Source organism: Hymenobacter metallicola, assembly GCF_004745645.1.
In the GTDB taxonomy this organism is placed as follows: Bacteria; Bacteroidota; Bacteroidia; order Cytophagales; family Hymenobacteraceae; genus Hymenobacter; species Hymenobacter metallicola.
Map to the genome: position 1 here is coordinate 1,930,422 of NZ_SRMB01000001.1, position 18,374 is coordinate 1,948,795.

General features: G+C 60.8%; 16 protein-coding genes. 12 read left to right on the forward strand and 4 right to left on the reverse strand.

What is annotated here, in order from left to right; genetic code table 11:
• The first annotated feature begins 113 nt into the window (after positions 1-113).
• The 3 genes from E5K02_RS08155 (at position 114) to E5K02_RS08165 (ending at position 2,989) form a co-directional block, all read left to right on the forward strand.
• The gene (locus E5K02_RS08155) at positions 114-1,439 is read left to right on the forward strand and encodes a sensor histidine kinase (protein ID WP_135393837.1); all 1,326 of its coding nucleotides are present in this window, start codon (positions 114-116) and stop codon (positions 1,437-1,439) included.
• A gap of 115 nt (positions 1,440-1,554) precedes the next feature.
• Positions 1,555-2,514 (forward strand): T9SS type A sorting domain-containing protein, encoded by a 960-nt coding sequence (locus E5K02_RS08160; protein ID WP_135393839.1) that lies wholly within the window; start codon positions 1,555-1,557, stop codon positions 2,512-2,514.
• A gap of 82 nt (positions 2,515-2,596) precedes the next feature.
• Positions 2,597-2,989, forward strand: coding sequence for an STAS/SEC14 domain-containing protein (locus E5K02_RS08165; protein ID WP_135393841.1), 393 nt, complete (start codon positions 2,597-2,599; stop codon positions 2,987-2,989).
• A 120-nt stretch (positions 2,990-3,109) separates the two neighbouring features.
• Here E5K02_RS08165 and E5K02_RS08170 read toward each other — a convergent pair whose 3' ends face one another.
• Positions 3,110-3,502 carry a hypothetical protein gene (locus E5K02_RS08170; RefSeq protein WP_135393843.1) on the reverse strand — a complete coding sequence of 131 codons (393 nt, stop codon included), beginning with the start codon at positions 3,500-3,502 and terminating at the stop codon, positions 3,110-3,112.
• Between the two features lie 579 nt (positions 3,503-4,081).
• Between E5K02_RS08170 and E5K02_RS25865 the strand changes: the two genes are divergently transcribed.
• The 4 genes from E5K02_RS25865 (at position 4,082) to E5K02_RS08190 (ending at position 8,301) form a co-directional block, all read left to right on the forward strand.
• Complete coding sequence (locus E5K02_RS25865) at positions 4,082-4,228, forward strand: EamA family transporter (protein WP_240737200.1); 147 nt, start codon at positions 4,082-4,084, stop codon at positions 4,226-4,228.
• Between the two features lie 128 nt (positions 4,229-4,356).
• Positions 4,357-5,067 carry a fasciclin domain-containing protein gene (locus tag E5K02_RS26140; protein ID WP_206025928.1) on the forward strand — a complete coding sequence of 237 codons (711 nt, stop codon included), beginning with the start codon at positions 4,357-4,359 and terminating at the stop codon, positions 5,065-5,067.
• Between the two features lie 265 nt (positions 5,068-5,332).
• Positions 5,333-7,594: an endonuclease gene (locus E5K02_RS08185; RefSeq protein ID WP_167856319.1), complete on the forward strand. Its 2,262-nt coding sequence runs from the start codon at positions 5,333-5,335 to the stop codon at positions 7,592-7,594.
• A gap of 287 nt (positions 7,595-7,881) precedes the next feature.
• Complete coding sequence (locus tag E5K02_RS08190; RefSeq protein WP_135393847.1) at positions 7,882-8,301, forward strand: hypothetical protein; 420 nt, start codon at positions 7,882-7,884, stop codon at positions 8,299-8,301.
• A 20-nt stretch (positions 8,302-8,321) separates the two neighbouring features.
• Here the strand turns inward: E5K02_RS08190 and E5K02_RS08195 are convergent, their stop codons facing one another.
• Complete coding sequence (locus E5K02_RS08195; protein ID WP_167856320.1) at positions 8,322-8,600, reverse strand: GNAT family N-acetyltransferase; 279 nt, start codon at positions 8,598-8,600, stop codon at positions 8,322-8,324.
• A gap of 94 nt (positions 8,601-8,694) precedes the next feature.
• Between E5K02_RS08195 and E5K02_RS08200 the strand changes: the two genes are divergently transcribed.
• The 3 genes from E5K02_RS08200 (at position 8,695) to E5K02_RS08210 (ending at position 10,677) form a co-directional block, all read left to right on the forward strand.
• A complete protein-coding gene (locus E5K02_RS08200) occupies positions 8,695-9,348 on the forward strand; it encodes a hypothetical protein (RefSeq protein WP_135393851.1) in 654 nt (217 codons plus the stop codon).
• Positions 9,349-9,377: 29 nt separating this feature from the next.
• Positions 9,378-9,653, forward strand: a complete 276-nt coding sequence (locus E5K02_RS08205) for a hypothetical protein (RefSeq protein WP_135393853.1) — start codon at positions 9,378-9,380, stop codon at positions 9,651-9,653.
• 205 nt (positions 9,654-9,858) lie between these two features.
• Positions 9,859-10,677, forward strand: a complete 819-nt coding sequence (locus E5K02_RS08210) for a universal stress protein (RefSeq protein WP_135393855.1) — start codon at positions 9,859-9,861, stop codon at positions 10,675-10,677.
• Between the two features lie 3 nt (positions 10,678-10,680).
• Here the strand turns inward: E5K02_RS08210 and E5K02_RS08215 are convergent, their stop codons facing one another.
• Positions 10,681-11,184: a GNAT family N-acetyltransferase gene (locus E5K02_RS08215; RefSeq protein WP_135393857.1), complete on the reverse strand. Its 504-nt coding sequence runs from the start codon at positions 11,182-11,184 to the stop codon at positions 10,681-10,683.
• A 222-nt stretch (positions 11,185-11,406) separates the two neighbouring features.
• Here E5K02_RS08215 and E5K02_RS08220 point away from each other — a divergent pair, with 222 nt between their 5' ends.
• On the forward strand, positions 11,407-12,441 hold the full coding sequence (locus E5K02_RS08220) for a Gfo/Idh/MocA family protein (RefSeq protein WP_240737202.1): 1,035 nt from the start codon (positions 11,407-11,409) through the stop codon (positions 12,439-12,441).
• Positions 12,442-12,678: 237 nt separating this feature from the next.
• Here the strand turns inward: E5K02_RS08220 and E5K02_RS08225 are convergent, their stop codons facing one another.
• A complete protein-coding gene (locus tag E5K02_RS08225; RefSeq protein WP_135393861.1) occupies positions 12,679-14,829 on the reverse strand; it encodes a TonB-dependent receptor family protein in 2,151 nt (716 codons plus the stop codon).
• Between the two features lie 740 nt (positions 14,830-15,569).
• On the opposite strand from E5K02_RS08225, the gene E5K02_RS08230 reads away from it, so the two are divergent.
• Entirely contained in the window at positions 15,570-18,074 is a 2,505-nt protein-coding gene (locus E5K02_RS08230; RefSeq protein WP_135393863.1) for a PAS domain-containing sensor histidine kinase, read from the forward strand.
• Positions 18,075-18,374 lie beyond the last annotated feature (300 nt).

Sequence of the window (18,374 nt, forward strand, 5' to 3'; positions counted from 1 at the left end):
GCACTGGTAGTCTTTGTCGCCTTTCGTTTTTCCCAGCTGTCATCCTGAGCCTGCGAAGGACCTTTACACGCTCAGGATGACAGACAAAACAAGAATCACTACTCAACTTTCGCTTGAAGCTCAGCACCAAATTCTCCCTGTTCAACGCCCTGTCGCGGGTGGCTATTCTGCTGCTGCTGGTGGGCGTACTGCCGCCGGTAATGAGCCGCCTGGCCCTGGTGTCGACCGACAGCCGCCTGGCCCAGAAAAAGGAGAAAGTGCTGCGCCTGATTCGCCGCAACGGTATTTCGACTTTTATTGAAGGCGACCAATCGTCGTACGGTAGCTACAACCTGCTCAAGGAAGAGTTTATTTCCCTGGAGGAAATTCCGCCCGGGCCGCGCATCGATGTTATTGAAGATTCGCAGCGGGCCGTGGAAGACGAAATTGTGGAGTACCGCGTGCTGAGCTACTCCTTTGCCCAGGGCTCGAAATACTACCTGCTCGAAATTGGGCGCAGCACGGGCAGCATCGACGAGACGGAGCGCAACTTTCGCACCTACGCTTTCTACATGCTGCTGGTGGCCGTGGCCCTAACCACTCTGGCCGACTTGGCGTTCTTTCGCTACCTGCTGGAGCCGTTTTATACCATCATCCGGCAGCGCCTGAAAAACGCCCACCACCCGGCCGCCTTCAACCTAGCGCCCATTCCGACCAGCACCGACGACTTCCGCTACCTCGACGAAAGCCTACGGGAAATGATGACGACCATTCAGGCCTCGTTTTCTAAGGAGCGCAAATTCATAGCCGACGCCTCGCACGAGCTGCTCACCCCGCTGGCCGCCCTGCAGTACCGCTTCGACAATATGCTGGCCGACGAGAGCCTCTCGGACGAAAACCTGCTGCGCGTGGTTGAGTCGCAGCGCACCGTGCATCGGCTGCGGACCATCATCAAGTCGCTGCTGATGATTTCCAAGATTGAAAACGACCAGTTTGCCCGCACCGAAACCGTGTCGCTGGCCCAGCTGGTGGCCGAGATAAGCGAGGAAGTGCAGGATCGGCTTTCGGTGCTAAACCTGACGCTAACCCAGCAGCTGGAACCCGACTTTAGAGTCGTCAACTGCAACCGGGGGCTGCTCTTTACGCTGGTCTTCAATCTGGTCAGCAACGCCATCAAGTACAACCGGGAGGGCGGGCAGATTTTCCTGCTGGGGCGGCCCGGCCCCGAGGCCAACCGCTACGTCCTGGAGGTTCGGGATACCGGCGTGGGTATCAGCAAAGAGCAGCTGCCGCGCTTGTTTCACCGCTTCGACAAGGGCAAAGGCACTGACCCCGACAGCTACGGCCTGGGCTTGTCTATCGTGCGTACCATTGCGGATCTGCACGGAATTGGGATAGAAGTCAACTCGATTGAGGGACTGGGCACGTCCTTTTTGCTCACTTTTCCAGCCGAACACTAGGGTTGGGGAACTAAAAAAGACACGGCTTATCATATTCACATCATCTTGGCGCAGTAGCGTTGTGAACCGAACTGCGGCACTCCGTGCCGCGCGACCATCACCTAACGCTTGAGCTATGCGTATCCCATCACCTATTTCTACCTCTACTCCTCACCTCTCTGACAGCGTGGCCGCCTGGTGGAGCCACGCGGTGATTCTGATTTGCCTGCTGTTGCTGTCCCGGGCCACGCGGGCCCAAAGCCCCGATTCGGAACAAACGCTACTTATGGCTTCGGCGGCCAGCGCCACGGAAGTAACCCCGGCCGCTATGGGCTTCACTTACGACGGCGGCAGCCGCTGCGCCGGCACGGTAGGCACCCTCACACCCGCGTTTGCCCGCGACGCCGTTGCGGGTCAGTTCTCAGCCAGCCCTGCGGGCCTGAGTCTCAATCCGGCGACGGGCATTATTGACTTGGCCCATAGCCAGGCTGGCGCCTATACCATTACGAACCACAGCGCAGCAGGTGGCGTAAATTCGGCCTCGGCCAGCACCTTACTCGTGCTGAGTGCGCTGCCAACTCCCACCCTGACGCCCGCTAGCTCCACAACCTTCGGCCGGGGCGGCTCGGTAGTTCTCAAAGCCAGCGGGGGTACCCCGGGGGCTACCTACCAGTTCTTCAACAATGGCCAAGCCATTGATGGCGCTACGGCCGATACGTACACGGCTACGGTTAGCGGCTCCTATACCGTGTTGATTATCAATCCGGGCAGCTGCGTGGCCGCGTCACCGGCCGTGGCAGTCCGCGTAACGCCCGCTGCTTCGCCGAAGGCAAAACCCCGCGCCAGTACCCAAGCCCTCGAGCTAGTGGTGTACCCCAACCCTAGCCCGGGCCGCTTCACGGTTGCCGTTACCGGCAGCCAACAGCCGGTTCAGCTTACGGTGACTGGCGCACGGGGGGAAGTCATCCAAAACAGCACTCTGACCGTGGTAGATGGCACCTGTCAGGCCGACTTAAGCCATTTGACACCCGGCGTTTATATTCTCCGGGCTACTTCGGCCAACGGCACGCTCACCCGCCGCGTGGTGCGCGACTAGAGCCTGAGAAAAGCTACCGGAACCCCGCTTTTTTTCGAGCGGGGTTTCTGTATATTGGAATCTCGCTTACACCTGCTCCTGGATGGAAGTCCTGTACCACACACCTACCTTATCCATCACCTTCGACCCGCTCAACGAGTGGCTATACGTGGAATGGAAGGGGCAGCACAACGAACTTTCGGCCGTGAAAGGTGGTGACTTAATCCTGCGGCTGCTTAAGGAACATCCCTGCGAGAAGATGCTCAACGACAATAGTCAGGTCACTTCCGATTGGGAAAAGGGGGCCGCCTGGGTGGGGGGCCATTATTACGAACAACTAGCCCAACAGGGTATGCGCTTTGTTGCCTGGGTGTATCCCTCGCACTGGCGGGCCCGCAAGTCCATGGACAAAGCCATGCAGTTTGTGACGCGGCCCATGGTCGTTACGTTCGACGACGTAGCAACGGCCTACGAGTGGCTTCGCACCAGCACCTGAAAATAGATTCTTTTCAAGAAGAAAGGCCAGCACCGGGTAGGGCTGGCCTTTCTTCTTGCTAGTAGCTAGCCGGCAAGAGTTTGTTTGTGCATAGCTCAGAAAGAGGGTGCCGGAAAGAGCTTATGCCGCCTGCTCGCGGGCATCAGCAGGCAGACGAGGATACTGCTCGTGAAAATCAGTGTGGGCGTCCTGCAGCATCGATAGCGCCACTCCGCCGTGCAAGGCAAAGAAGGCATCGATGTACTGCAGCAGCGTGGCGGGGTCATCCGAGTCCAGTTCAGCCACGATGTCGTTCATGGAGGCAATATTCTCGCGGGTGGTGAGCATATAACCCGGCTCGTGCAGCCACGAGTAGATGAAAAGCGTAGTGCCATCCTGAGCGGTGTAGATATGCTGGTAGCGCACGTCCGTCGGTGGAATGTAAGACCCTTCCCCGCTGCGAGTAGAATGATACAAAGAGTAGCTGGGGACGAGTGGTACAAAACCGAGGTTGTGCAGGTAGGTATCTTTCATGGCTGAGGTCTTTTAAGGCACTGTCCGCGGTGGCAGGCAGTTAGAACGCATCCAAGATTGCGCTCTTCTCAGCAGATGGAAAGGAAAATTAGCCGGCAATTGTGACGCGCTGAAAGATTAGGATTTCTACTCAAAAGCAGCCTTGACTAGACCAAAACGCGTCTCTGCTTCCAGATTACGCCAACGTTACCTACTGTATTGTGACAGCTCCCTGGTCGGCCCATGATTAAGAATCCGACGAAAAACTGCCTAAAACTGGACTTGAGGTGCAGCATAGTAGCCGTAGCCAGTGGGCTTGGCCGGGAACGTATGTATATAGCTGATTATCTATGTGGTGGATGAGTGCGCAGCGCCCAGCAACCTTTGCGGCCCTTACGACGATGCTAGCCAAAATCGGTATTTAGAAGCATCAATCCGGACCTGGCTACGGCTCTGCGTCCGGTTGTAATTGTTGCTCGTGGCCTGAGGCCTGGTGTTGGCCCGGGGCAGTGCGGGCGACCTAAGCCCCCTAAGTGGGCATACCCGGTCGGTTATCGGGCTGTCCTGGGGGTTCACATCCGCGCGCTACACCTAGGCACCGTGTCGCCGGTGAGTACGGTGGATAAGCTCAGCGTAGTCTTGGCTATTTTATTCTCGGTTGTGCTGCTGGGTGAAAAGCTGACGCTGTCGGCCGGCTTGGGGGTGGCCCTCAGTATCCTGGGCACGCGGGTCCTGATTTGGGGGTAGCGAAATTTTTAATCCCAACTTGCGCCGCTCCAACAGTTGCAGCGGATACGGGCCCAGTACTTGCCGGCTAATCCGGGGCCCCGCCAGACGCGTATACCAGACACTCCAAGCTGATACTTCTCTCCTGCATGCCCCACTATATCCTCTCTATTCCGGCGCTAGTTGCCCTGTGCTGCCTGACTGGTTTTTCAACGGCCCTGGCGCAGCAGCCCCGGCAAGCTTCGTCGGCGGGCGCTACTACCGCAAGCCCTAAGCCGGCAAACGGGAAAATCAGCCCCAAGGCAGCTACCGGGAGCAAAACCAAGCTGAAAGGCAAGATGGCCAATGGCGGCAAGCTGAAGACAACTACCAAATCAGCCCCCGGCCCGGCCGCCAGCGGCGTTCAGGTAGGCGGCACGCTGATGACGGTTGATAAAGACATTGTCAGCAATGCCGTTAACTCCACGGAGCATACGACCCTGGTTTCGGCTTTGGCGGCAGCGGGCCTCGTGGAAACCCTGAAGGGCGCAGGGCCATTCACCGTCTTTGCCCCGACCAATGCCGCCTTCGATAAATTACCCGCCGGCACTGTCAACACGTTTCTTATCCCCGAGAACAAACAGCGGCTCAGTGCCCTGCTCTCCTACCACGTGGTAGCTGGCCATTTCACCGCTGCCGATCTGCAGGATGGCCAAACGCTGCCGACCCTGGCCGGTCCGCTCCTGACGGTGGTGCGCAAAGGTAAAACCTTGCTGGTACGGGATACGAAGGGCGGCGCGGCCATCGTCACTATCCCGGATGTACTTTCCAGCAATGGCGTTACGCACGTAATCGACACGGTGCTGCAGCCGGGCAAATAATCCGACCATCCGGCTTCGGGGGCTAGTAAGTTACTGGTCAGCTCCTTGTTGCTGGCCCGGCTAAAGGGCGAACAATATTTTTCTTAAAAGCCCGCGGGAACGTTCCCGCGGGCTTTTTTGCTGCTGCCGCCGGTAAAAGAACACCCCAACCGCCTCCTGCTACCAAATGATTTTCGGATATTGGGGGTCATTATTCATTCCGTTCTTCATTCTACGCATGAAACACCTCTTCGCATGGGCTTGGGCCGCTGCAATGAGTTTGACAATGGCTGCCACAGCCCAGGTGATGCCCCCGGCTCCACCAGCAAACTTGCAGGGCCAGGAATTAAAAGACTGGCTGCGTACCAACTGGTACGACGGCAAGCGAGTGGACCTTGGCTACGACCAAGCCCGGGGCAAAATGTACAACTACATTGACGTGTATGACGGCAAGCTGACCTGCGTGTACTCGGGCTACTCGGTGCCTAAAACCATCGACTCGGCCGCCACCAGCACCGGCAATGTGGGCCTGATTAACTGTGAGCACACCATTCCGCAGTCGTGGTTCGACGAGGTGAGCCGCATGAAGTCGGATATTCACCACCTGTTTCCGACCTATACCCAGTGGAACTCAAACCGCGGCAACGACATGTTTGCCGATGTACCTGATGCCCAGACCCAGATCTGGATGCGTGGCACGGTAAGCCAAAGCACAATCCCGACGGCAAACTTGCCCGAGTGGAGCGAGGACGGCGGCTCGTTGTTTGAACCCCGCGAAGACCACAAAGGCAACGTGGCCCGCTGTGCGTTTTATTTCTACACCATGCACCAGGGGCAGAAATTCGACGCGGGTAAAGACGTCATCACCGGCCTGGCCGATCTGCAGACCCTCTACCGCTGGCACCTGGCCGACCCGGTAGACGCCCGGGAGCGGGAGCGGAACCGCCGCACGGCCAAAAGCCAGGGCAACTTCAACCCTTTCATTGCCTACCCTGAACTGGTAGCCCGGGCCTACGGCCTGATCGTGCAGCCTACCTTTGCGTTCAGCACGGCTACGGGCTCTATTCTGGAAGGCAACTCGGCAACCAAAACCTACACCACAACCGTAACCGTGGATCCGGTTCCGACCTCCACCATCAGCGTACAGGTGCAGGTAAACAGTGCCAACAGCTCGGCCACTACTCCGGAGGACTTCAGCTTCACGACCCAGACCCTGACCTTTGCCGCCGGTGAATCGTCGAAAACCATCAGCGTGACGGTAAACGGGGACACCAAGCCCGAAGCCGATGAAGTAGTGCAGCTCGAACTCGTAAGCCCCAGCAGCGGCAGCAGCACGGGCAGCGCTTCCCGGCACGCCCTGGTTATTACCAACGACGACGGGGAAGCCCCAACGCTGAAATTTGCTTCATTGGCGGGCTCCCTGCCCGAAGGCAATGCCGGCACCCAGACCTACACCGTAAACGTCACGTTTACCGGTACTCCGGTGGCTTCGGCCGTTACGGTACCGATTCTGGTAGTCGCCTCCTCTACCAGCGCCGATGCCACGGACTACACGCTCAACACCACTTCGCTGACCTTCGCAGCCGGCCAGACCAACCAAACGCTACCCGTTACAATTACGGTAAATGGCGACGTGACGCCTGAGGCAAGTGAAACCGTGTATTTGCGCCTGGGTACGCCCACCGGCGAGGCCATTGTGGGCAACCCCGGTGCCCACGCCTTTACCATCATCAACGACGACCAGGCCCCAACCAGCGGTCCTTGCACCCAACTGTTCTTCTCGGAATATGTGGAAGCCAGCTCGGGCAATACCAAAGTGCTGGAAATATTCAACCCCTCCCAGTTTGCCGTCGACCTTGATGGTATCCGGGTCGATTTGTTTGCCAACGGCTCAACCACTCCTACCTCGCAGGCTCTGAGCGGTAGCATTGCCCCGGGTGATGTCTACGTCATTGCCAATGCCGGCTCGGCAGCCTCGGTGCTGGCCCAGGCTGATCTGACCTCGAACGTAACCTTCTTCAACGGCGACGACGCTATTGCCTTGTTTGACGGCACCGATACGCTGGACGTTATCGGCGTGATTGGGCAGCGCCCCGCCACGGGCTGGGCGGTTACGGGTGGTGGCACAACCACCGACAACACCCTGATTCGCCGCCGCAACGTGGCCCGGGGCGAGGCCCGCTGGTCGCGCGGGGCGGCTACCTGGCAGGCCATCGGGGCCGACCAGTACGGCAACATTGGTACCCATGCTTCCGACTGCCTGATTTTGGGCACCAAATCGGCTGTGGTGACCAACAAGCTGGAAGTATATCCGGTACCCGCTTCGCACCTGCTGCACGTGCGCTTGCCCGAGCTAACGACCCGCACTTCAGTAACCATTAGCCTGTTTAATGCCCTGGGGCAGCGGGTTGTAAGCCAGCAGCAACAGCTGGGCGGCAGCTCTGCGGAGGCCACGCTGGATCTGCGCACCCTGCCGGCTGGCTTGTATACAGTCCGGGTAACGGCTGGTGAAAAGGTGTACACGAGCCGCGCCGTAGTACAGCCCTAACGGCTTGTCACCAGCAAAAGAAACCCCCTGGCCTCGGACGAAGCCAGGGGGTTTCTTTTGCTGGTCAGGCAGCTACCGATTGACAAGGCTGCCCACCGTCAAAAAGCTACCAAGCTCAACCAGGTACACGCCGGCACTACGCAAGCCGGGCAGAATTACTAGCCGATGCCACTAGGTATCTTATCATCCTGACGTATTTTTACGGCAGAGAATCCTCCTGACCCGCTGTCTGAAATAACCAAAGCCGGTATTCTGGCGGGTAGAAACTTGGTTCCCTGCGCTTTACTATGCCTGCTCCCTCTACAAGCGAAACGCTGTATTTCTCTAATCCGGCCCTGAACCTGAGCTTCGACGCGGCGGGCTACCTGCGCCTGCGCTGGACGCAGACGGGCGGTACGGAAGAGGAGTTGCGGACTGCCTACCAGCAGGTGCAGCAGGCAATGAAGCATTTTCGCACGGGCAAAACCATGAGTATTCATCAGCAGCGCCCCCTGATTCCGGTACTGGTGCAGCAATGGCTCAGCACGAATTGGATACCACGTAGCGTGCGGGAAGCCGGTTACAGCCACTGTGCTATTGTGGAAAGCCAGAACCCGATGGCACGGCTGGCGTCGCAGGCCGTTGGCCTGGGGGCACCGGCGGCTCTGGCCTTTCGGCATTTTTCTACGGAAGCCGCCGCCGACCAGTGGCTACGCAGCGCCGCTTAGCTCTTTCGCCTAGTTGGCTTTTAGGCTTGTAAATCTTGGTAGTCGGTATGCCGATCTACGTAGGCCTGCATGAAGGCGCAACTGGTTTTGATGCGTAGCCCCTGGGCACGAGCATACGCCAGGGCCTCGACTGCCATAGCATCGGCGACGCCCCGCCCGCGCAGGTTTTCGTCGACGAAGGTGTGGGAAAAGTCGATGACCGTAGCGGATGGGCGGCTGTAGGCAAGCTCCCCTTCGTAGCCGTCGAGGGTGGCGTAAAAAGTCTGCTCGTCTTCGTTGTGCCGGATGGTTGGTTTCATGGGAAGAAACGGAAAGTTCGTGGAAAGGAAAGGCAAGATAGCCTGCATACGCAGCGCCTGCGAGCAAGTAGATAGTACAGTCAGGGTTTTGGCTATGCGGCATCAGGAAGCCAAACCGCTCCTGAGCAAAACCCAGCAAGGTGACAACCACAACCGTTGGATTTTGGCCGGGAGCGTAGCCAAAACCAAATCGGCTGCGTACATATCGGCAGTGCACGGCTTCGTGCCTTCCAACCTTTACTACTCTTTCGCCATGCAGACCCATCCTAACGACGGCAGCAACGATAATCCAGACGAATTCAGCGAGTTTCGCAAAGACCGAAACGAAACGCCGGAAAACCACCGTGAAGGTGCCGCCCGCGCCAGCAATACCGCCGAAAACGGCGCTGATACCCCGGCCAATCCCAAGCCGAATACTTTTGCCACCAATACCCCGGCCTACGGAGAATTTGGCGGCGTCGCCAACACCTCGACCGGCTCTACTGATGCCTATTCGCACCAAGCCGGCAACAACCCCGAGGGCGTAGCGGCCCCCAACGTAACCGAACCCGACCAGCGCGGCGCAGCCCCGCAGAACCGGGCCACGGCCACGGCCGTAGCCAGCCAGACCGACGACGACGAGGTGCGCCGCGAGGCCAACAAGCAGGACGACCCGCGCTACGGCAGCGGCACCCGCAACTGGGCCACCAACGAGCCGGCCAACCGCAGCACGGGCCCCGAAGACCCTAACGACAGCGCCCTGAACTAATCCGCAGCCGCGCGTAAAGCCTTACCTGTATGGACCAACAAAAGAAAAATACGTCGAATGAGCCCCAGGGCGACGGCGCCAAAATGAGCCCTGAGCAGCAGAAGCACCACGACGAGCTGTACACCTACAAGCGCGACGAGGAGGGTACCCTGGACACTTCCGCTCAGCTAGAGCAGGAAACGATAGGAATTCCCGATGATACGACCAGCCCCGGAGGCACCGGCGACCTGGCCGGTACCGGCGACCAGCGCGACAGTATCATCATCGAGTCGAACAACAACTACGACAACGACAACAACCGCTAGTCGGCTGCTACCGGTGCGGTATTGCGGAGCTTTCTGAGCTGCTGCCCACCGGTTGAGTATAGCAAAAAGCCGTTCAGCCAAAAGGTTGAACGGCTTTTTGTGATTATAGCCTTCCCGCTGATCCTGGCCATTCTACGTAATACCCCCAACGGCTTCCGGCCAGGACAGTATACCTGAGCATCCTCACCCCCAATTCCGAGTTCGTATGCCCGCTCCCTTGCTCGTTCTCACCGATTTTACCCCGGCGGCCGATGCGGCCCTGGCTTATGCCGATATGCTGGCCGCCCGCCTGCAGGTTCCGCTTGTGCTGCTGCACGTAAACCGTAATTCTATCTTTGATCCGGAAGCCTTTACCGGGGCCGTAGCTCACCGCAGCGAAGGAGAAATTGCCGTGGCCTTGGAAGAGCGAATCGGCAAACTCACCGTACCGGCAGTGCCCGCCATGACAACGGGACGCTCCACAACCGCCATTCTGGAAATGGTGAACCAGCACCGCCCGGCCCTGCTGGTGCTCGGCAAACCCACCCCCGGGGACTTACCGGAAGAACTGGTGACGACGACCTCCCTGACGCTGCTGCGCGAGTCGCACTATCCGCTGCTGGTCGTACCGGCGTCTACCGTAATCAAAACTCCGCAGTGCATTGCTTTGGCGGCCGACGGCAATGCTTTTCGCCTGACTACACCCGCCCAATCGGCGCAGCCGCTGCTGCAGGCCCTACAGGCTACCCTGACCGTGGTGCACGTGGCCGAGCCCGAAGACGACGACTCCTGCACTGCCGCGCTGCATAGTGTGCAGGCGGCCGGCCTGCTGCAGGATGTGGCGACGCCGGTGCGGACCCGGGGCGTACGTAACCTGGATATTGCCAAGGGCATTGAGCAGGTGGCCCACACCATCCACGCGGATTTGCTCGTCGTCATTGCGCGGCGGCACAGCGTGTTGGGTCGGCTGTTTCATCGGAGCATTACGGCCCAGCTGATCCGACAGTCCCAGCTGCCCGTGCTGGCCCTGCCCACCGCCTCCTAAGGGCTACACGCCAACCACCGCGCTGCGGCGTTCCAGCAAACACACGTCGCGCCACTGGCCCTGAAGCTGGCCCAGCCGCTCCCGAATCCCAACGTCGCGGAAACCCAGGCGCCGGTGCAACGCCAGGCTGGCGGCATTTTCGCGCAGGATACCCGCTTGCAGGGTCCAGAGCCCCTGGGCTTCCGCCTCCTGCACCAGCTGCCGGAGCAGGGCTTGCCCCACGCCCTGGCCCTGGTAGGCGGCATCGACATACACGCTTACTTCGGCCACGCCCCGGTACACGCAGCGGCCCGACACCGGCGTGAGGGCGGCCCAGCCGGCTACGGCACCGTCGGGGGCTAGGGCCACGAGCCGAGCGGCAGGCAGATGGCTTTGGTCCCAGGTGGCCCAGTCGGGAATATCAGTGGCGAAGGTGGCGTTGCCGGTGGCAATACCAGCGGCATAAATGGCGGCCACGGCCGGGTAGTGCTCGGCCAGCAGCGGCCCGATAATCAGCGAAGAATGCATAGGCGCAGCCCTTAAAAAATCAGGAGGCCAAGATACGCGCAAAGCCGGGCGTAACGCAAACCCCCTGGGCCTCGTTGAGTTAGTCTATCCTAATTCTGCTATCAGCCTATGCCTGCTCCTCCCGATTCACGTCGTCATTTTTTGCGTCAGCTAAGCCTGGGCGCAGCTCTGGCGGCCGTTGCCGGACCCGTCCCGGCCTTTTCTCACCCCCAACCCGACCCTATGAAACCAGCGGATTCCGGCAAGCTCGGCTTTGCCATTGTGGGCTTGGGCAAGTTTGCGACCCAGCAGATCATGCCCAGCTTTAAAGACTGTAAGCACGCCCGTATTACGGCCTTGGTAAGCGGCTCGCCCGATAAGGCCAAGCAACTGGCCCAGGAATACGGCGTGGCCGAAAAAAGCATCTACAGCTACGACAACTTCGACTCGATTAAAGACAACCCCGAGGTTGATATTGTCTACATCATTCTGCCCAACTCGATGCACGCCGAATACACGATTCGGGCGGCCAAAGCCGGTAAGCACGTGCTCTGCGAAAAGCCTATGGCCACCTCGGTGGAGGATTGTGAGAAGATGATTGCGGCCTGCAACAAAGCCGGCAAAAAGCTCATGATTGCCTACCGGGCCCACTACGAGCCCTTCAACCTGGACGCTATGGACCGAATCCGCAAGGGCGAGCTGGGGAAGATCAAAGCTATTACCTCCGACCACGGACGCCCCGTGAAACCCACCGAAGACAAGGCCGACTCGTGGCGGGTCGTGAAAAAGATGGCCGGGGGCGGCTCTCTGATGGATATCGGCATCTACGCCCTGAATGCCTGCCGCTACCTAACCGGCGAAGAACCCGTGGAGGTGACGGCCCAGGAGTTCAGCGACAAATCGGACCCACGCTTCAAGGAAGTCGAGGACAACATCCACTTCACCCTGCGTTTTCCCAGCGGAGTGCTGGCTTCCTGCACCAGTTCCTACAGCTACTCGGAGGTGAAGCGGGGCCGCGTATTCGGCGATAAAGCCTGGCTCGACCTCGACCCGCTGTCGGATTACTACGAGCACAACATGAAAATCGGGGACGACAAGGGCAAAGAGGAGCCGAAGCTCAAGGAAGGCAACCAGTTTGCCGCCGAGCTAGACCACATGGCCGAGTGCGTGCGCGACAACAAAACACCCAAAACCCCCGGTGAGGAAGGCCTGAAGGATGTGCGCTACATCATGGCCATTTACGAAGCGGCGAAGAAAGGCAAGGCGGTAAAGGTGTAGTGTAGGTTTACCTGTCAAATAGCTGCCCTTGCGAGGCGCAGCCGTGGCATCTTTCTTAACTGTCCTTGCGAGGACGCAGGACGAAGCAATCCGTCCTCTGAAATGTGCGGAGCCTCCTAAACTGAAAAGCCCTAACGTTTGAGCTAGACGTTAGGGCTTTCTGGTAAAAGGTCATTCTGTGCTGCGCAGAGGACGGATTGCTTCGTCCTGCGTCCTCGCAATGACACGTAGCTTAGGTCACCACTTCCATCCCAGGGTGGTGCCCCCGTAGAAATTACGGCCGGGGGCGGGCTGGTAGTAGCGCCCCCCGAAGGCATTCAGGTCGTTGCCGAGGCTGTAGCGGCGGTCCGTGGCGTTTTCGATGCCGGCGTACACATCCAGCTCCAAGCGGGTCAGCAGGGTTTTGCGCCAGCCGCCACGGGCCGCAAACGTCCAGTAGCCGGGCGCATAAGCTGTGTTAGCATCATTTAGGGGCAGGCGGGCCTGGTGGCTGAGCGTGGGGCTGAGGTAGAAACCTAGTTTATCAATATAATTTAAACCGGCGCTGAGCGTATGCGGAGCGGTACCGGTGAGTTGGTTACCGCTGAAATTGTCGGTATTCTGCTGATAATCGCGGAAACGGAAATGATTGTAGGCGTAGCTAACGAAAGCACTTAAACGAGTGAATGTTTTCTCGTTCCACTGAGTACTATAAGAATCGGTTAGAGACGATTCACATACCAGCACCTGCTGCTTCAACAATGCACCGCTCACGGCCGCCTCGATGCCGCGCTGCCGGGTGGAGCCCGAGTTGGCAAACAGCTGGGAGCCTAGCTCGTTGGTGCGCGTCACGATGGTCTGGCGCAGACCAAAGTCGAAGGCAGCTACGTCGAATACCAGCCGCTCGCCCCAGGCCTTACCCCGAACGCCCACCTCGTAGCTGGTGCCCCGCTCGGCTTGCAGGTCACGGTTGAGGCTGCCGTCGGAGGGCCGGATTTCTTCCTCAGTGGGCGGTGAAAAACCGCTGCTCACGCTGGCGTAGGCCGAAATCAGGGGCGTAATTTCCTTGAGCAAGGCTACCCGCGGCGACACTTCGGGCCGGAAGCTGCGCACCGTTTCGTAACCCGCCGGATTGATTGTGCCGTAGGGCAGGCGCGTAATTCGGTAGGTCAGGCGGTTGTAGCTGGCCCCCACGGTAGCCAGCAGGCCGGCGGGCAGCTCCAATTCGGCCTGGGCAAAGCCAAATCCGGTAGCCGTCCGGATTTCGTCGTCGTAGCGCAACAGCCCGGCGCTGCCCCCGCGGTTTTGGTAGTTGCGGGAATTTTCAAAGCTGCTCTGCCACTCCCCGCCCCCACTCAGGCGCAGCAGGCGGCCCGCCACTACCGCCCGGTAGGTAAAGGCCGTGCGCCCACCCCAGCCCACGGCCGTGTTGCGCTCATAATCGACCAGATACGGCGTACGAATGGCCGTGCCCGAGGTATAAAGCGTGGTTTTGTTGGTGAAGGCGGGCGTGAAGCGGTACTCGTGCGACACACCCAGCAGCGCCGTGCGCGACGCATAAGCCGCCTGCTGCTCCACCGTGCCCGGACTCGTTACGGTGCCCGCGCTGTTTAGCGTGCGGGGCCGGGCCTGGCGGGGGTTCTGCTCAAACTGCGCCCGGGTCAGCCCGCCGGGCAGCTGGTAGTTCAGGTCGGTATAGAGTAAGTGGGCCGCCACGGTGCGCTTATCCGAGGGTCGGAACTCGCCGTCGAGGGTGAGCACGTCGCGCAGGGAAGCGCTGTTTTCGCGGTAGCCATCCAGAGTTTGGTGCACATACTGGGCGCGCACCGAGCTGGCAGCAGTGCCCGCCTCGGCGGCGGCCGAGTAGCGGCGCAGTCCGAAGCTGCCGGCCGTGAAACCCACCTGGGCCCGGGCTTCGCCGGGAGCTGCTTGGCGGTTGCTGAGCAGAATAGCGCCGCCCGTGCCGGCCCCGTACACACTGGCCGTAGGCCCTTTGATGACCTCGATGCGCCCGATGGTGGCCGGGTCGAGCAGATTGAAGGGGGTGCTGCCGCTGGCTTCGGTAAAGGGGATGTCGTGGTAATAAACTTTCACGTTGCGCACCCCGAACGGGGAGCGGAGCGTGCTGCCCCGTACGCTGATGCGGTAGCTGGCCGTGGCCCGCTCCTCCAGCCGCACGCCGGGCAGCGTATTGACTGCCGCCGCCAGGGAAGCCTGACTAAACCGCTCGATACCACTGGCATCGAGCACGCTCACGCCGGCTGCCGTGCGCCGCAGGGGTTGGTTGGTACCGTAGCCGACGACGGTGGCCTCGGGCAGCTTCACGGTGCGGGTGGTATCAGGAGTTTGGGCCAGGGCTGGTACAGACAGCAGGCTCGGAGGAAACAGCAGTAAAAATCGGAGAAGCATACGCACGCGGCAGGTCAGTGCATGTGCAAACGGCAAAGCGGGCGGGATGTTTAGAACCCCTGGGTTACGCTACGGTCATCCTGGCCCGTAGCGAAGGACCTTCGACAAACGCACCAACGACTCGCTCATAGGTGACAAGGTGCTTCGCTGCATTCGGAATAGGAGCTAAAAAAGTGCGGGTTGGCTTGATAACATCCAGCCTACCCGCTGCCCCGCGCTGCTCGCCAGGACGCTCTGTTACCGCCTTCTCCCCACCACGCATAAAAAAGCCCGGCCAACTTCGCGGCTAAGCTCGTGCAATAGGAATAGCAACTAGAATTACTCCGGCAACTCGTTGTGGCGCTTCTGCACCTGGGCTTTGCAGTCGGGGTAGACGGCGGCCGCCCGGCCATGTCCTGTTAGCTGACATTGAAATGCATTCGTATATCCCGGAGTTGAGCGGCAGAGTCCACAGCAGGGCGAAAAACCAGAGGCCGGGCAAGATACGACAGCTCCGTCTCAGACCGGCTTGTATTCGTCATGACAGACCGTGTGACGGCAGTTTTCGCACTGTCTGTTATGACCAACAAGCAGCCGTGTGAAGCCCGCCAGTACCTACGAATAAATAGCTACCCAAAACTGTGTAGTTGGCATCCGACTAAGTCGTTAGCCCCCAGTTTCTTAACAACACCTATACTATTGCACGCGTAAGCTGAACCGTATCCTAGGGAACCAATTAGTTTTGCCAGAGTTATTCGCCTATGTCTTTGCTTACCCCTGCGCCGTTGCCGGCCGGTCTACTGCCAGCCGAGGAGTTATTGCCTGCTCTACTGGAGCTGCTGCCCAGCGGGGTGATCTGCTACACGCCTCTGCTGGCACCCAACGGGCAAGTGGTGGACTTCGCGTTTCAGTACCTGAACCCGGCCGCCCGGCAGCTGCTGCGCCTGCCCGAGCAGCCCGCCACAACCTACACCCAGCACTTCACCCAGGCTGCTACCGACGGGGGCCTGGCCTTCTACCGCGCTGCCTATGAGCACGGCGGCCCGGCCCGGCGCGATGGCTACTACCAGGCCGACGGCTACGAGGGCCGCTTCAGCCAGCTGGCCCGGCGCGTGGGCGACACCCTGCTGGTGAGCTTTACGGTGCTGGCCGCCGCCGAAGAGCCTATCTTCGACGCGGCCCGGCGTGCCCACCAGGCCTACGAGCAGGCCGGGCACGCGGCTGTGGAAACCCAGCGCGACGAGCTGCGTCGCCTCTTCGAACAAAGTCCGGTGGCCGTGGCCGTGCTGCGCGGCCCCGAGCTGGTAGTGGAGCAGGCCAACGCGGCAGTGGCCGCCATCTGGGGCCGCTCCCCGGCCGAGGTGCTGGGCCGCCCCTACTTCGAGGCCATGCCCGAAACCGCCGGCCAAGGCTTCGAGCAGCTCTTAGCCGAGGTGCTGCGCACCGGCCAGGAAACGTTCGTGACCGAGGCCCCCGTGCGCCTGGCCCGACCCGGCCACCCCGCCGAAAGCCAGCCCGAGCAGGGCTTTGTCAACTTCGGCTTTCACCCCCTGCGCGACGCCCAGGGCCAGGTAACCAAGGTGGTGGCCATCGGCCTGGAGGTAACCGAGCAGGTGCGGGCCCGGCAGCGGGCCGAGGTCCTCCAGGCCGAGCTACTGGCCACAGACGAGTACCGCAGCCAGCAGCGGCAGGAGTTGCTGCGCATATTCGAGCAGGCCCCGGCGGCCATCGTATTGCTGCGCGAGCCCGACCACCGCGTGGAGTACCGCAACCCGGCTTTTAGCCAGCTGTTTGCCGGCGAGGCGGTACAGGGCCGCACCGTGGCCGAGGCCTTCCCGGCCGCCTTCGACGCGGCTACCGTCGCGCGGCTCGACCACGTGTACCAGACCGGCGAAACCTACTACGGCACTGAGTTGCCCCTGCCCACGGCGGCCACGCCCGGGCAGCCGGCTCAGGAGCGGTACTTCAACTTCAGCTACCAAGCCTACTACGAGCAGGGCCACATAGCCGGGGTGGTCATCTTTCTCTACGAGGCTACCGAGCAGGTGCGGGCCCGGCAGCGGGCCGCGGCCCTGCACGCGACGGTCAGGAGCCAGCGCAATTTTCTGCGGCAGCTGCTCAATGCAGTGCCGGCCGCCGTGGCCACCTTCGACGGGCCGAAACACCGGCTCAGCGCCTTCAACGAGGCTTTCCGCAGTCTGGCAAACCATCCCCTGGACCTGGGCCAGTCGGCGGAGGAATTGTTTTCCGCCGCGTATACGTCCTTCCCGGACCTGCTTACCCGGGTCTACGAATCAGGCCACCCCTGGCAGGAGCGAGAAGTGGCGATGCCCGACGCCGACGGGGGCGCTACCCGCTACCTCGACTTCCAGTACGAGCCCGTGCGCGACGCGGCCGGCCAGCCTACGGGCGTCGTGGTCAGCGCCGTGGACGTGACCGAGGCCGCGGTGGCCCGCCAGCAGGTGCAGCACCTGAACGAGGAGCTGGCCATTGCCAACGAGGAGCTGCGCGTGACCAACGATGAGTTTCTGGAAGCCAACACCCAGCTCACGCGCACCAACGCCGAGCTGGACACCTTCGTGTACACGGCCTCCCACGACCTGAAGGCCCCCATCACCAACATCGAGGGCCTGTTGACGGTGCTGCGGCAGGAAGCTGCCTCGGGTACCTGGACGGCCACGGCCGGGCAAGTGGTGGGGCTGATGGAAGGCGCCGTCGAGCGGTTTCTGGCCACGCTGGGCTACCTCACGGAGGTGACGCGCCTGCAGCCCGAGGCCGCCCCGGCCGCCCCCGTGAGTCTGAGTGCCGTTATCCGGGGCGTGCAGCTGGACCTGGCCCCGCTGCTGACCGTGTCGCGGGCCCACGTGCTCATCGACACCGACGCGTGCCCGACCCTACGCGTGCCCACCAAGACGCTGCGCTCGGTTATCTACAACCTGCTCAGCAATGCCCTCAAGTACCGTTCACCCGAGCGGGCTCCCAAAGTCCATATCCGCTCCTACCCCCGGCCGGGACAAGCGGTGGTGGAAGTTCAGGACAACGGCCTGGGCATCGACCTGAGCCGGCAGACGGAAATGTTCGGTATGTTTCGCCGCTACCACACCCACGTGGAAGGCGCGGGCGTGGGGCTCTACATGGTCAAGCGCATGGTCGAGCACGTGGGGGGCCATATCCAGGTGCACAGCCAGCCCGGCGTGGGCAGCACCTTCACAGTTTATTTCCCAGTAGCCGGGCCGGGGGATGGTCACCCCTTTCTGGGCGAGTAGAGTAGCCGGGCCCCGGGGAAAACCAGAATCCGTAGCTCCTGCCCGACAATCAGGGGTAAACGCAGAGCCGGTAGGACTTGCCGGGGCCGAACTTTTGGCCCGACCACGTCGGCTACCCAAATCGTTTGCCACGAGTCCCGGCCGGCCCGGCAGCAGAAGCGCATCTGGCTTACTATCTGGCAGTAGCCTGCTGTAGTGGTAAGCCGGCCGTACGAGCGGGCTGCCGCCTGCTTCAAACGCTTTCTGCCTTGGCGACCTGGTGCTGTGCCGGGTGCCCGCGGCTGTACGGCGCTTCCGGCA